Here is a 14,181-nt window from a genome sequence, read left to right on the forward strand (position 1 = left end):
TTTTTGGCGGGCCGGCTTAAGCCGGCCCGTGTGCTTTAAAGCACCTCTTCAATGACCCAGACGCTGACGCTACCAGCGTTACAGGTAAATACGGCATTGCCCTCGTCGTCGGTTTCAATCATCTCCTGGCGATTATTAAGAAAATCCTTCCAGCGTTTATTGGCGTAATTCTCGCCAAGCGGCAGCGTTTTCTCGCCATCATCGCCGTTAGAAAGTACCACCACGCAGCCCGGGTGCTCATCGGTACCGCTGCGGCTAAAGGCAATACAGTTAGGGTGATCGAACCACAGCGTTTGTACGCCGTGGGCGAAACGCTGACGGGCGTCGATGAGCTCATGAAGTTGCTCGATAACCGGCATCTCGATGGCGTAAGTCTGGCCATCTCCACCGGTATCTTCATAGCTTGCGCCGAACAGGTCGGCGTAAAATACCGAGGGAACACCGTTTTCACGCAGTAAAATCAGCGCATAGGCTAGCGGCTTAAACCAGGCTTCGACCGGCGCTTCCAACGCCTGAAGCGGTTGAGTGTCATGATTCGTCACCAACGTAACCGCATGGAAGGGATCGGCTTCAACCAGCGTGCCGGTAAAGATTTGACTCATGTCGTAATCGCGCCCCTGACGTGAGGCTTCATGGAATTTCATCTGCAGTGGTGCATCAAACAGCATGGTATTACCGTCTACAAGATCGATATACTGCTGTAGTTTATCCACCTCATGCGACCAGTATTCGGCAACAATAAAGAGTGGTTTTTCGCTGGAACTCTGTACGTGCTCAATCCACTCTTTATAAAACCATGCCGGAATATGTTTGACGGCATCAAGGCGAAAACCATCGCAGCCAGTCTGTTCAATGACCCAGCGGGCCCAGTATTTTATCTCCTCGGTGACGGCATGGTTGCGGAAATCGATATTTTCGCCCATGAGATAATCGAAGTTGCCCATTTCATCGTCGACCTGATCGTTCCAGCCTTCGCCGGTGTAGTCATTAACCACCTTGAATACGCCATCTTCATCGGGATTTTCGATATGGTCGATACCGCTAAAACATTTATAGTCCCAGATGAATTGTGAATATTGTCCACCACGGGCAGGGAAGGTATAGCGAGTCCAGGCTTCACATTCGATGATTTCTTCCGAAATTTGCGTGCGGTCCTGTTCATCAACGCGTTGTACGCGAATGCGTTCTTTCTCATCGGCGCCCATCTTATGATTAACGACGACATCAAGTAGGACGGCAATTTGATGCTCTTTTAGCGCCTTAATTGCCGCCAATAACTGGGCCTTATCGCCATATTTGGTGGCAACCGATCCTTTCTGATCGAATTCCCCGAGGTCGAAAAGATCGTAGCTATCATAGCCAACCGAATAACCGCCGGAGGCACCCTTATAGGCGGGCGGCAACCAAATCATATTAATGCCAATTTCGTTAAGATTTGGCGCAAGGGCTTCTACTTCCCGCCATAGCTCGCCACCTTCCGGGTAATACCAATGAAAACATTGCAACAACGTGGGATTTTTCATCTTCCATGCTCCTGGCGTCATCAAGCTGACCTTTGCAGTATGGGAGATAACTGGCAAATATGAATAATTTCGTTGCTTTTTCGCTATACCCTAAATGGCTGCATATATAATAAATTGGCATAAGATGTAGCGGATAGATGTTGGTAGGCTACTGCTAAACGCCTTACACTACACGAAAATCTCATCATATTCGGGGTATCTATGAAACTAGCACTTCTGGGTCGTCAGGCGCTGATGGGCGCAATGGCCGTAGCATTGATGGCTGGTGTGAGCGTGAAAACTTTCGCCGCTGAAAATCTGCTTAATCAGGTCAAAGAGCGCGGCACGCTGCGCGTTGGCCTGGAGGGCACATACCCGCCATTTAGTTATCAAGGTGATGATGGCAAACTGACCGGTTTTGAAGTTGAGTTTGCCAATGAGCTGGCGAAACACATCGGTGTGAAAGCGGACCTCAAACCTACTAAATGGGACGGTATGCTGGCTTCACTTGATTCCAAACGAATTGATGTGGTGATTAACCAGGTCACTATTTCCGACCAGCGTAAGAAAAAATACGACTTCTCCACCCCGTATACTATTTCTGGTATTCAGGCGCTGGTGAAAAAGGGTAACGAAGGCGTGATTAAAACCGCAGCGGACCTGAAAGGCAAAAAAGTCGGCGTTGGCCTGGGCACCAATTATGAAGAGTGGCTGCGCCAGAATGTACAGGGCGTTGATATTCGTACCTACGATGATGACCCGACAAAATATCAGGACCTGCGCGTAGGCCGTATTGACGCTATTCTGGTCGATCGCCTGGCAGCGTTGGATTTAGTGAAGAAAACCAACAATACCCTGGCCGTAACCGGTGAAGCATTCTCCCGTCAGGAATCCGGCGTGGCGTTGCGTAAAGGTAATGAAGATCTGCTGAAAGCGGTGGACACCGCCATTGCCGATATGCAGAAAGATGGTAGCCTGAAGGCGCTTTCAGAAAAATGGTTTGGTGCTGACGTCACTAAGTAACGTCTGCAGATGAAAAAAGGCGCTGATAATGGCGCCTTTTTTTATTTCGCACGCAACTGCGTGCATAATAAGGATAACTGAGTCTGGAGGTGCCATGTCACTACAAAATTTAACGCGTTTTCCGCGCCTGGAATTTATTGGCGCGCCGACGCCGCTCGAATATCTACCGCGCCTGTCCGATCATCTCGGGCGGGATATATTTATTAAACGTGATGATGTTACCCCCATGGCGATGGGCGGAAATAAACTGCGCAAGCTGGAATTTCTTGCCGCTGATGCGCTGCGCGAGGGCGCTGATACGCTGATTACCGCTGGAGCCATTCAGTCCAACCATGTGCGTCAGACGGCGGCCGTCGCCGCGAAACTGGGTCTGCACTGCGTCGCGCTGTTGGAAAATCCGATAGGCACTCGTGCTGAAAATTATCTGACCAACGGTAACCGCCTGCTGCTGGATCTGTTCAATACTCAGGTCGAGATGTGCGATGCATTGACCGATTCTAACGCGCAGCTTGAGGAGCTGGCGACTCGTATTGAAGCGCAGGGGTATCGCCCTTATGTCATTCCGGTTGGCGGTTCTAACGCCCTTGGCGCGTTGGGGTATGTCGAAAGCGCGCTGGAAATCGCCCAGCAGTGTGAAGGGGCGGTGGAGATCTCCTCGGTAGTGGTCGCCTCCGGTAGCGCGGGTACTCACGCAGGGCTAGCCGTTGGCCTGGAACAGCTAATGCCGAACGCAGAATTAATTGGGGTGACCGTGTCACGTAGCGTTGCCGAGCAGTTGCCGAAAGTGGTTGCGCTGCAGCAAGCCGTCGCGAATAGCCTTGAATTACAGGCCAAAGCGGAAATTACCTTGTGGGATGATTATTTCGCTCCCGGATACGGTACGCCCAATGAAGAAGGCCTGGAAGCGGTGAAACTACTGGCGCAGCTGGAAGGTATCCTGCTGGATCCCGTCTACACCGGCAAGGCTATGGCCGGTCTGATTGACGGCATTAATCAGAATCGCTTTAAGGATGAGGGGCCGATTCTGTTTATCCATACTGGCGGCGCACCAGCGCTGTTTGCTTATCATCCGCACGTCTAATGCAGAATTAATAGAATGCACGAAAGTATCCAACTGGTCATTGATTCCGCACCATACCTGTTAAAGGGCGCGGTTTTTACGTTACAACTGAGCATCGGCGGCATGTTCTTTGGTCTGCTGCTGGGCTTTATCCTCGCACTGATGCGCATGTCGTCCATCTGGCCGATCAGATGGCTGGCGCGGATGTATATCTCCATTTTCCGCGGAACTCCGTTGATTGCTCAACTGTTTATGATCTATTACGGTCTGCCGCAGTTCGGCATTGAGTTGGATCCTATTCCGGCGGCGATGATTGGCCTGTCATTGAATACCGCGGCCTATGCGGCGGAAACGTTGCGAGCGGCAATTGCCTCTATAGATAAAGGGCAGTGGGAAGCGGCAGCGAGTATCGGTATGACGCCGTGGCAGACCTTGCGACGGGCTATTTTACCCCAGGCTGCCCGCGTGGCGCTGCCGCCGCTCTCTAACAGCTTTATCAGCCTCGTCAAAGATACTTCGCTGGCGGCGACGATTCAGGTACCGGAACTGTTCCGTCAGGCGCAGTTAATTACCTCGCGTACGCTGGAGGTCTTTACGATGTATCTGGCCGCCTCGCTGATCTATTGGGTGATGGCGACCGTACTCTCAACCTTGCAGAATTATTTTGAAAATCAGCTGAATCGCCAGGAGCGTGATCCAAAATGAGTGCGATTGAAGTCAAAAAACTGGTGAAGAAATTCCACGGGCAGACCGTGCTGCACGGTATCGATCTCGAGGTTCAGGAAGGGGAAGTGGTGGCAATTATCGGTCCTAGCGGCTCCGGTAAAACCACGCTGTTGCGCAGCATTAACCTGCTTGAGCACCCCGAAAGCGGTACCATTCGCGTGGGTGATGTGACTATCGATACGTCGCGTAGTATTAGCCAGCAAAAAGGGTTGATCCGCCGCCTGCGTCAGCATGTTGGCTTTGTGTTTCAGAACTTCAATCTGTTTCCGCATCGTACGGTGCTGGAAAATATTATTGAAGGGCCGGTTATCGTAAAAGGCGAAGATAAGAACGAGGCCATTTCTCTGGCGCGTGAGCTGCTGGCAAAGGTGGGGTTGTCGGGAAAAGAAAATAGCTATCCGCGTCGTTTATCCGGCGGGCAGCAGCAGCGTGTGGCAATTGCCCGCGCGTTAGCAATGCGCCCGGACGTTATCCTTTTTGATGAGCCGACTTCTGCATTGGATCCTGAGTTGGTGGGCGAGGTGCTCAACACCATACGCCAGCTGGCGCAGGAGAAACGTACCATGGTTATTGTGACCCATGAGATGAGCTTCGCTCGTGATGTCGCCGATCGCGCCATTTTCATGGATCAGGGACGTATCGTCGAACAAGGTAAGGCCAGAGAGCTATTTGCTAATCCTCAGCAGCCGCGGACGCGTCAGTTCCTTGAGAAATTTTTAATGCAGTAAATGTTACCATTCTGGCGCGGCCGACCCTAAACGGCAGGGCGGTCGTGACCAGATAATGGGCGTACCCGACAGGCGGATGGGAAATGTGAGCCGTTCAGCCAGACCAAATGTCGACCATTCCATCGCAGGTTGAAAATCACGACGTTGCAGCGGCGCGAAAGGCATCTCATGCCGTGCGCCTGGCCACTCCATCAGGGTGGCGGCGACGCGCGCCAATGACAGCCGCGCACGATAACCTTTGCCGCTCTCTATGCGTTGTCCTATCCCTTTTAATACCGCAGCAGCCATCAGATACCCCGTCGCGTGGTCTAAGGCTTGTACCGGAAGCGGGATTGGTTTATCCGCGTCGCGCCAGCGTTGACCGGCATGAGCGATACCACAGGCCATTTGCACCAGACTGTCGAAACCACGTCGGTTTCTCCATGGCCCCCCCCATCCCCAGGCATTCAATGAAACATCAACAATTCCCGGCGATAAAGCGGCTCTGGTATGACAATCAAGGCCTAGCGCATCCAACGCGTCAGCGCGGTAACCGTGAACAATGACGTCGGCTTGCGAGAGTAACGTGATTAAATGTTGCTTATCGATTTGTTTTTTTATATTCAATCGGGCGCAGCGCTTACCCAGCGTAATCTCTTCTTCGAGCGTGGGTTCATGCCAGTCGACCGGATCGATACGTAATACATCAGCGCCTAATCCCGCGAGAAAACGTGTTGCGACTGGGCCAGCAATAATCCGGGTTAAATCCAGTATCCTGATTCCTGACAAAGGACGGGAGGAGGAGAGAGGCCAAACAACCGACGGTCCCGGCGGTAAATCTGCTTCTATCAGCAGCGGCTGCCGGCTGACGGCGATGCCTTGCGGATGGGCTCGCCACTCTTCCGCGCTGCGCATCGCCGCCGCGCAACCGCCATTTTCCACCACCGCTTGTTCCAACGCATGCGAGCGCCATTGACGAACTTGTTGAGCCAGCATTTTCCGCGTCGCATGTTGCCCCAGAATCTGCGCCACGGCGATTCTGTGATGGGCGGCATTCGTATGCAGTCGGATCCATCCATCTTCCGTTTGATAATCTCCCGCTAATGGATCCCAAAGCTGCTGTATTGGCCGATTGTGCGGCTTGGCGCTGGCTGAAAACCAATATGACGCGAGCCGGCGATCCACTATTGGCGTGGCGGATGATGAGCACAAGCGGGTAAGGTAAGCGGCGGCGATCCCCATTGAGGCGGCAGCAAAATCACTGACAGCAAAACAAGAAGATAAAGCCCCTGGGTGGCGGAACTCGATTGGCGGGACAGGGCTTGCGCTAAAGTCTTGCCACATCCGGGAAAAGAGCTGCATAGACGAGGACGGCGAGAGCATATTTTCCTCCAGAGTTCGATAAATAATCGTCAGCGAAAATCGAATAATGCGATGGCTACGTTATTTTATACATATAAATAAGATTTATGTGTTAGTTTTATGTATTTATAATAATGATTATCAATCAGGGGTTATTTGGTAGGTTATGAGGGACATTGATTTTTTCAGCTGGCGGCGGGAAATGCTGCAACAATTCCAGTCAACTCATGATGGGGATTCGGTTTATAACCTGCTCCAGCAACAAACAGAGGCGCTGGAATACGACTACTACGCACTTTGTGTGCGCCATCCGGTGCCTTTTACGCGTCCGAAACTCACGCTGCAATCAACTTATCCTCAGGCCTGGATGTCTCATTATCAGGCAGAGAATTATTTTGCTGTTGACCCGGTATTGCGCAGAGAAAATTTTCTCCGTGGGCATTTGCCGTGGAATGACCAGCTCTTTTGCGATACGCCGGAATTATGGAATGGCGCGCGCGATCATGGTTTAAATAAAGGTGTGACGCAGTGTCTTACCTTGCCAAATCATGCGTTGGGCTTCTTATCGGTTTCCGCGAAAAATGCGCAACCGGGTTCTTATCAGGAGGACGAATTAGAATTGCGCCTGAGAACGCTCACCGAACTCAGCCTGCTGGCGCTGTTGCGGCTGGAGGATGAGATGGTAATGCCGCCGGAGATGAAGTTTAGCCGACGCGAACTGGAGATTCTCAAATGGACCGCAGAAGGGAAAACTTCCGCCGAGGTGGCGATGATATTGTCTATTTCAGAAAATACGGTCAATTTTCATCAGAAGAATATGCAGCGCAAATTTAACGCGCCCAACAAAACGCAAATCGCCTGTTATGCCGTCGCAACAGGATTAATTTGAGCGAATCGTTCGTTCTGCGTGTCAGACGTGAAACCGGCTGTCAGTGATAACTTTCAGCCGGTCCTTTCTTACTGACGGTAAGCTTGTTTAATTTGCTTAACGGTGCTGGAGAATACGGCAGCCTGAGCCTCATCTTCCATCTGCGCGATTTGTTTTTCCATTTTAATAATCACGCGGCCTGCGTCCGCCTGGCCCATAGCCTGAAGCATTAGCGTCAGTAGCGCTTTCAGGCAGGAGACTTCCTGCGCCAGTTGTTGATTATTTTCTGCAGTGGAAAAATCTGGTGTGCTCATCGATATCCTCGTTTGCTATCGGCGCTGTTGCGCAATACTAAATGTTAAGGCGGCGCAGTATACCACAAGCAGTAGAAAAAAAAGGAGCGCGTGATTTGTGTTCCAGGTTTCGGGCGCTGAGCGGTTAAATTTACTGAATAATATCTGTTCATCTTAACGGTCGTCGTTAATTTTTGCCGCTGTTTTTGGGAGAAGTTAATTATTGTTACATCCTTCGAACCGTATTTATCCGCGAGCTGTTCTGTTGCTTTTTTTGCTCCTTCTGTAGGGGGAATGTTAAAAAAGAAACATAATCCAACTATATGTTCTGTATAGGTTTCCACCTGGTGTGGAGACAAATTGCCATGAATGGGATAGAAATCTTCTCCAGGACACTTTTTGGGCTTTTAAAGTTACGATAAAACCCGGTAATATATGTGAGATAAACTATCAGTAGCGTTATCCCTAATTCTGGAGATTATTCCTTTGATCAACGTACTTCTTGTTGATGACCACGAACTAGTGCGCGCAGGGATACGACGCATTCTGGAAGATATAAAAGGGATTAAAGTTGTCGGTGAGGCCTGCTGCGGCGAGGATGCCGTGAAGTGGTGCCGTGCGAATCCTGTGGACGTCGTCCTGATGGATATGAACATGCCGGGTATCGGGGGGCTTGAAGCGACGCGTAAAATTGCGCGCTCTATTGTCGATACCAAAGTGATCATGTTGACCGTGCATACTGAGAATCCGCTGCCTGCGAAGGTTATGCAAGCTGGCGCCGCCGGTTACTTAAGCAAAGGCGCAGCCCCGCAGGAAGTGGTAAATGCGATTCGTTGCGTTGCTTCGGGTCAGCGTTATATCGCTTCCGATATTGCCCAACAGATGGCGCTCAGTCAGATTGAACCGGAAAAAACGGAATCGCCGTTTGCCAGTTTGTCTGAACGCGAATTGCAGATTATGCTGATGATCACCAAGGGCCAAAAGGTCAATGAGATCTCAGAACAGTTAAACCTGAGTCCCAAGACGGTGAATAGCTATCGTTACCGAATGTTCAGTAAACTAAACATTCATGGCGACGTGGAGCTTACTCACCTGGCAATTCGCCATGGCCTGTGCAATGCGGAGTCGTTAGCAAGTCAGTGAGTGATGTTTTTGACGCAAAAGCTTTCCTCAAGACGGTTACCAGCCAACCGGGCGTTTATCGTATGTATGATGCCGGCGGTACCGTCATTTATGTTGGTAAAGCCAAAGATCTGAAAAAGCGGCTTAGCAGCTATTTTCGCAGCAACCTGGCTTCGCGTAAAACCGAGGCTCTGGTGGCGTTGATCGCGCAAATTGACGTAACCGTTACTCATACCGAAACGGAAGCGCTACTGCTTGAGCATAACTATATTAAGCTGTACCAGCCACGTTACAACGTGCTGTTGCGCGACGATAAATCCTATCCTTTTATTTTTCTCAGCGGCGACACCCATCCACGACTGGCGATGCACCGCGGCGCTAAACACGCCAAAGGCGAATATTTTGGCCCGTTCCCTAACGGTTATGCCGTCCGCGAGACGCTCGCGCTGCTGCAAAAAATCTTCCCCATTCGCCAGTGTGAAAACAGCGTCTATCGCAACCGTTCGCGTCCCTGTCTGCAATATCAAATTGGTCGTTGTTTAGGGCCATGCGTCGCCGGGTTGGTGAGTGAAGAAGAGTACGAACAGCAGGTGGAATATGTGCGCCTGTTCCTTGCTGGCAAGGACGATCAGGTATTGACCCAGCTAATTGCCCGTATGGAAAAGGCCAGTCAGGCGCTTGAATTTGAAGAAGCCGCCCGTATCCGCGATCAGATTCAGGCGGTACGTCGGGTGACGGAGAAACAGTTTGTTTCCAATACTGGCGACGACCTGGATGTGATTGGCGTGGCGTTTGATGCCGGAATGGCCTGTGTGCATGTGCTGTTTATTCGTCAGGGTAAGGTACTCGGTAGCCGCAGTTATTTCCCGAAAGTTCCGGGTGGCACTGAGTTGGGGGAGGTAGTGGAAACCTTCGTAGGCCAGTTCTACCTGCAGGGTAGCCAGATGCGAACGCTGCCGGGGGAAATATTGCTCGATTTCAACCTTGGCGATAAAACCCTGCTTGCCGATTCGCTTTCCGAGCTTGCCGGTCGTCGGGTGAATGTGCAGACCAAACCCCGCGGCGATCGCGCGCGCTATTTGAAGCTGGCGCGTACCAACGCCGCTGTCGCGCTTACCACCAGACTGTCGCAGCAATCAACGGTCAGCCAGCGTCTGCAGGCCCTGGCGACGTTACTGAAACTGCCTGCGGTGAAGCGGATGGAGTGTTTTGATATCAGCCATACCATGGGGGAGCAAACCGTAGCTTCCTGTGTGGTGTTTGATAGCAATGGTCCGCTGCGGGCGGAATACCGCCGCTACAATATTACCGGTATTACGCCTGGCGATGATTACGCGGCAATGAATCAGGTATTGCGTCGCCGCTATGGTAAAGCCATTGAAGAGAGCAAAATCCCGGACGTCATCCTGATCGACGGCGGTAAAGGCCAGCTTGGCCAGGCCAAAACCGTATTTGCCGAACTGGATGTACCGTGGGACAAAAATCATCCGCTGCTGCTGGGAGTAGCGAAGGGGAGCGATCGTAAAGCCGGACTGGAGACATTATTCTTTGAACCTGAAGGCGAGGGGTTTAGTCTGCCGCCGGATTCTCCTGCTTTACATGTTATCCAGCACATTCGCGATGAGTCGCACGATCATGCTATCTCTGGGCACCGCAAAAAACGGGCAAAAGTGAAAAGTACCAGTACTCTTGAAACGATTGACGGCGTTGGTCCGAAACGCCGACAGATGTTGTTGAAATATATGGGTGGTCTGCAGGGTTTGCAGAAAGCCAGTGTAGAAGAAATTGCGCAAGTACCGGGGATATCTCACGGACTGGCAGAAAAGATCTTCTACTCGTTGAAACATTAGGGGCTCTGTAGCACCATAGGGCTAATTTACACTTACAACATATAGTTACCTGTTACCATGCAATTTAATATTCCTACGTTGCTCACTCTGTTTCGCGTTATTTTGATACCGTTTTTCGTGCTGGCGTTCTATCTGCCTTTTAGCTGGGCGCCTTTCGTCTGCGCGTTAATTTTCTTTGTTGCTGCCGTTACCGACTGGTTCGATGGTTATCTGGCGCGTCGCTGGAACCAAAGCACGCGTTTTGGCGCCTTCCTTGATCCAGTCGCGGATAAAGTGATGGTGGCGATTGCCATGGTGCTGGTCGCCGAGCACTATCATACCTGGTGGGTGACATTGCCGGCAGCGACGATGATCGCACGTGAAATTATTATTTCTGCACTTCGTGAGTGGATGGCAGAGCTGGGTAAACGCAGCAGCGTAGCCGTATCATGGATTGGTAAAGTGAAAACGACAGCCCAGATGGCGGCGCTGGTCTGGATGCTGTGGCGGCCGAATATGTGGGTGGAATGGGCTGGTATCGTTCTGTTCATGGTTGCAGCGGTGTTGACGCTGTGGTCAATGCTACAATATTTGAACGCTGCGCGCGGCGATTTGCTTGAACAGTGATCGTTTCGACGCAAATTTCAGCAAACGAGACGAAGTTGCGAAAAATACCGTTGACTCACCGCGTGAGATAAGTAGAATGCAACGCATCGAACGGCGGCACAGTCTTCCAGACGATAACAAAATCAAGTGATTAGCTAATCTACTTGATGATGCGGGAATAGCTCAGTTGGTAGAGCACGACCTTGCCAAGGTCGGGGTCGCGAGTTCGAGTCTCGTTTCCCGCTCCAAATTAAAAGCATCGGCAGTAGCGGGTGTTTAAGTATTAAAGGCGCGTTAGCAAAGCGGTTATGTAGCGGATTGCAAATCCGTCTAGTCCGGTTCGACTCCGGAACGCGCCTCCACTTTATATCCCGAGCCCGGATGGTGGAATCGGTAGACACAAGGGATTTAAAATCCCTCGGCGTTCGCGCTGTGTGGGTTCAAGTCCCACTCCGGGTACCATTGGGATAAAGTAGAATAATCAAAGCAATAAGCAGTGTCGTGAAACCACCTCCGGGTGGTTTTTCCATTTCTGAAGCGTCATTTCCTGACATCATTTCTGACATCCTCCCCCACCCGCTGAGATAGACTCACAGCGCTATAGCGTTATTTGTCCTATGACAAAACCTGCGGTGCTTGCTACGCTTAATGGGATTTTCGAACCAGGCAACAGGAGTAGGGGAAATATGTTTACCGGATTGTGTGCTTTTCCACTGACGCCGCTGCGCGACAATGAAGTAGATAGCCGCGCGCTGATAAAAATTATCGATCGTCTGGTTTCGGCGCGAGTTGATTCTCTGGGCATCCTGGGCTCGACCGGCAGCTATGCCTATTTGAACCGCGAGCAGCGCAAAACGGTTGTGTTGGCGGCAAAGCAGCATACGCAAGGGATCCCGATGATGGTCGGGATAGGTGCGATGGCGACGGATACTATTTTACGTCTTGCAGAGGATGCTCAGCAGGCGGGGGCGGACGCGTTGCTGCTACCGGTGTTGAATTACCAGCCTCTGGCGGATGACGAGGTGTTCACCCTGTTCCAGACGGTTGATCGCCATGTGTCGGTACCCATTTGCATTTATGATAACCCGCGTACCACCCACAGGATCTTTTCTGATGCGCTTGTTGAGCGTATTGCCTCGTTAGCTAATATTGCATCAATAAAGATCCCCGGTTTGCCGGATGATCAGGTTGGTGTCAGAGTCGCTACGCTTCGTCAGCTCGTGCCGCAACGAGTCAGTATTGGCGTCAGCGGCGACGCTTTTGCCGCTGCAGGGTTAAACGCCGGCTGTAACTTGTGGTATTCAGTTTGCGGTGGCCTGTTCCCGGAAATTGCCCAAAATATTACCGCGGCAGCGCTGAGCGGCGATCGGCAGCTGGCATCGGTATTAAGCGAGCGTCTGGAGCCATTATGGGCATTGTTTAGACTGCACGGCAGTCTGAAAGTGATTGCCGCCGCCGCCTCTATTCTCGAACTGACCGAAGTAGAGTGTTTACCACGACCTTTGGTCCCACTCTCCGCGGAGGCCATTAACGAAGTTAAATCGGTTATGGATAAGCTGGGTCTACGCTGAAGTTAACCGCGTTTCCCTTACCTATTTTTATCAGGAAATTCACAAACTATTTAAGGTAATATATCACTGGTGTTAATGTTAACGCTGTATTGATATCTTTTTGGTATGTGAAGCCTTAATGGCAATGATAATTATATATGAGGGATCTTATGGCCACGTTGCTTGAAAGCTACGGGAACTGTTTTCGAAAATACGCTACGTTCCGCGGCCGCTCCGCGCGCCAGGAATATGTGGTTTTTACCATTGCTAACTTTATTTTGTCCGCGATCCTGGGATTGATTCCTGTCGTTGGCGGTATCTTCGGGTTAATCATTATCATTCCGGGGATCGCGGTTGCGGTGCGCCGTCTGCACGATCTCAATAAGTCCGGTTGGTGGTTGCTGGCGCCGTACGGCATTATGCTAATCGGCCTGATTGGTATTGCCGCCACCGTCGAAGAGGGTAGAGCCGCAGTATGGGTATGGGTGATTGCGCTGGGCGGCCTGGCCGCATTGGTGATGTCGATTTGGATGATTTTCACCCGTGGCACCATTGGCAGCAACCGCTTTGGCGATGAACAGAACGACGACAATGTCGGTGGTAACACGATGGGTAAGAGTTCTGCCGCGGATGATGTTAGAGATCGGCTGGCGCAAGCTAAGAAAATGCTTGATGACGGCGTCATTAGCGCAAGTGAATACGAAGTGATGCGTGCTAATATCATTAAAGATATGTAACTGATTCTCCGCCGGGCCTGCCCGGCGTTAATAAATTCACCTGTGATAGTGAGAGCGGGTGGTTTTCTCCTCCCGTTTTCGCTACTGTAAGCGCCATTTTTCTACCATCATGAGCCTGTTAATGAAAACCGGACCCCTGAACGAAAGCGAACTCGAGTGGCTGGATGAGATCCTGTCGAAATATGCCACCGAAGGCGCCATCCTTGATGTCTCTGAACTTGATGGTCTGCTGACGGCTATCTTATCCGGACCGAGCGAAATTGAACCAGCGCAGTGGCTGCTGGCTATCTGGGGCGGAGCGGATAACGTACCGCGCTGGGCTAACGATCGCGAGCGCGACCGTTTCGTCAACCTGACCCTGCAGCATATGAGCGACATCGCCGAACGCCTGGCTGACTATCCGGAGCAGTTTGATCCCCTGTTCGGCACCCGTGAGTTTGAAGGGCAGGAGCTGACTATTGTTGAAGAGTGGTGCTTCGGCTACATGCGTGGCGTTGCTCTCAGTGATTGGTCGACGTTACCCGCTGAACTGCAGCCGCAGCTTGATGCCATTGCGCTACACGGAACGGAAGAACGCTTCGAAGCGCTCGATACGCTGACGGCTGACGAATTTGTCGAAAGCATTGATAGTATTAAGCCCGCGGCGCTGGCTTTATATAATTACTGGATGGAAAACGCTCAGCCGACGGCCGTGCAGCAACCGGTAAGAAATGAGACCAAGGTGGGGCGTAATGATCCTTGTCCCTGCGGTAGCGGCAAAAAGTATAAGCAGTGTTGCTTAGCTAAATAACAACAG

14 protein-coding genes and 3 tRNA genes are annotated in these 14,181 nt (G+C 51.4%); 14 read left to right on the forward strand and 3 right to left on the reverse strand.

Annotated features, from left to right (window positions below; all coding sequences use genetic code 11):
• Positions 1 to 35: 35 nt before the first annotated feature.
• Positions 36 to 1,523, reverse strand: coding sequence for an alpha-amylase (gene amyA / locus PGR23_RS02485; protein WP_047077744.1), 1,488 nt, complete (start codon positions 1,521 to 1,523; stop codon positions 36 to 38).
• Between the two features lie 201 nt (positions 1,524 to 1,724).
• Between amyA and tcyJ the strand changes: the two genes are divergently transcribed.
• The 4 genes from tcyJ to tcyN all read left to right on the forward strand — a co-directional run bounded on the left by tcyJ (position 1,725) and on the right by tcyN (position 5,039).
• Positions 1,725 to 2,525: a cystine ABC transporter substrate-binding protein gene (gene tcyJ, locus PGR23_RS02490; protein ID WP_045376245.1), complete on the forward strand. Its 801-nt coding sequence runs from the start codon at positions 1,725 to 1,727 to the stop codon at positions 2,523 to 2,525.
• 94 nt (positions 2,526 to 2,619) lie between these two features.
• Complete coding sequence (gene dcyD / locus PGR23_RS02495) at positions 2,620 to 3,606, forward strand: D-cysteine desulfhydrase (protein WP_316423101.1); 987 nt, start codon at positions 2,620 to 2,622, stop codon at positions 3,604 to 3,606.
• A gap of 15 nt (positions 3,607 to 3,621) precedes the next feature.
• Positions 3,622 to 4,290: a cystine ABC transporter permease gene (gene tcyL / locus PGR23_RS02500; RefSeq protein WP_020078444.1), complete on the forward strand. Its 669-nt coding sequence runs from the start codon at positions 3,622 to 3,624 to the stop codon at positions 4,288 to 4,290.
• Positions 4,287 to 5,039, forward strand: a complete 753-nt coding sequence (gene tcyN / locus PGR23_RS02505; RefSeq protein WP_045390250.1) for an L-cystine ABC transporter ATP-binding protein TcyN — start codon at positions 4,287 to 4,289, stop codon at positions 5,037 to 5,039. The genes tcyL and tcyN overlap by 4 nt, the downstream gene beginning before the upstream one ends.
• A gap of 3 nt (positions 5,040 to 5,042) precedes the next feature.
• On the opposite strand, the gene PGR23_RS02510 is transcribed toward tcyN, so the two are convergent.
• A complete protein-coding gene (locus tag PGR23_RS02510; protein ID WP_396279559.1) occupies positions 5,043 to 6,401 on the reverse strand; it encodes a CoA transferase in 1,359 nt (452 codons plus the stop codon).
• 145 nt (positions 6,402 to 6,546) lie between these two features.
• Between PGR23_RS02510 and sdiA the strand changes: the two genes are divergently transcribed.
• A complete protein-coding gene (gene sdiA / locus PGR23_RS02515; RefSeq protein ID WP_045390253.1) occupies positions 6,547 to 7,269 on the forward strand; it encodes a transcriptional regulator SdiA in 723 nt (240 codons plus the stop codon).
• Between the two features lie 68 nt (positions 7,270 to 7,337).
• On the opposite strand, the gene PGR23_RS02520 is transcribed toward sdiA, so the two are convergent.
• Positions 7,338 to 7,562, reverse strand: a complete 225-nt coding sequence (locus tag PGR23_RS02520; protein ID WP_015365908.1) for a DUF2594 family protein — start codon at positions 7,560 to 7,562, stop codon at positions 7,338 to 7,340.
• Between the two features lie 465 nt (positions 7,563 to 8,027).
• Between PGR23_RS02520 and uvrY the strand changes: the two genes are divergently transcribed.
• The 9 genes from uvrY (at position 8,028) to PGR23_RS02565 (ending at position 14,175) form a co-directional block, all read left to right on the forward strand.
• A complete protein-coding gene (gene uvrY / locus PGR23_RS02525) occupies positions 8,028 to 8,684 on the forward strand; it encodes a UvrY/SirA/GacA family response regulator transcription factor (protein WP_015705978.1) in 657 nt (218 codons plus the stop codon).
• Complete coding sequence (gene uvrC / locus PGR23_RS02530; RefSeq protein WP_047045524.1) at positions 8,681 to 10,513, forward strand: excinuclease ABC subunit UvrC; 1,833 nt, start codon at positions 8,681 to 8,683, stop codon at positions 10,511 to 10,513. Before uvrY ends, uvrC begins: the two co-directional genes overlap by 4 nt.
• A gap of 57 nt (positions 10,514 to 10,570) precedes the next feature.
• Entirely contained in the window at positions 10,571 to 11,119 is a 549-nt protein-coding gene (pgsA, locus tag PGR23_RS02535; RefSeq protein WP_045390257.1) for a CDP-diacylglycerol--glycerol-3-phosphate 3-phosphatidyltransferase, read from the forward strand.
• Positions 11,120 to 11,270: 151 nt separating this feature from the next.
• Positions 11,271 to 11,346, forward strand: a tRNA-Gly gene (locus tag PGR23_RS02540).
• A 40-nt stretch (positions 11,347 to 11,386) separates the two neighbouring features.
• Positions 11,387 to 11,460, forward strand: a tRNA-Cys gene (locus PGR23_RS02545).
• A gap of 13 nt (positions 11,461 to 11,473) precedes the next feature.
• Positions 11,474 to 11,560: transfer RNA gene (locus PGR23_RS02550), tRNA-Leu, on the forward strand.
• A gap of 224 nt (positions 11,561 to 11,784) precedes the next feature.
• Positions 11,785 to 12,669 (forward strand): dihydrodipicolinate synthase family protein, encoded by an 885-nt coding sequence (locus tag PGR23_RS02555; RefSeq protein WP_320482771.1) that lies wholly within the window; start codon positions 11,785 to 11,787, stop codon positions 12,667 to 12,669.
• Between the two features lie 149 nt (positions 12,670 to 12,818).
• A complete protein-coding gene (locus PGR23_RS02560) occupies positions 12,819 to 13,385 on the forward strand; it encodes a DUF805 domain-containing protein (RefSeq protein ID WP_045390263.1) in 567 nt (188 codons plus the stop codon).
• Positions 13,386 to 13,506: 121 nt separating this feature from the next.
• Positions 13,507 to 14,175: a YecA family protein gene (locus tag PGR23_RS02565; RefSeq protein ID WP_047045528.1), complete on the forward strand. Its 669-nt coding sequence runs from the start codon at positions 13,507 to 13,509 to the stop codon at positions 14,173 to 14,175.
• Positions 14,176 to 14,181: the final 6 nt, after the last annotated feature.

Source organism: Klebsiella sp. 141162, assembly GCF_050600755.1.
Lineage (GTDB): Bacteria > Pseudomonadota > Gammaproteobacteria > Enterobacterales > Enterobacteriaceae > Klebsiella > Klebsiella aerogenes.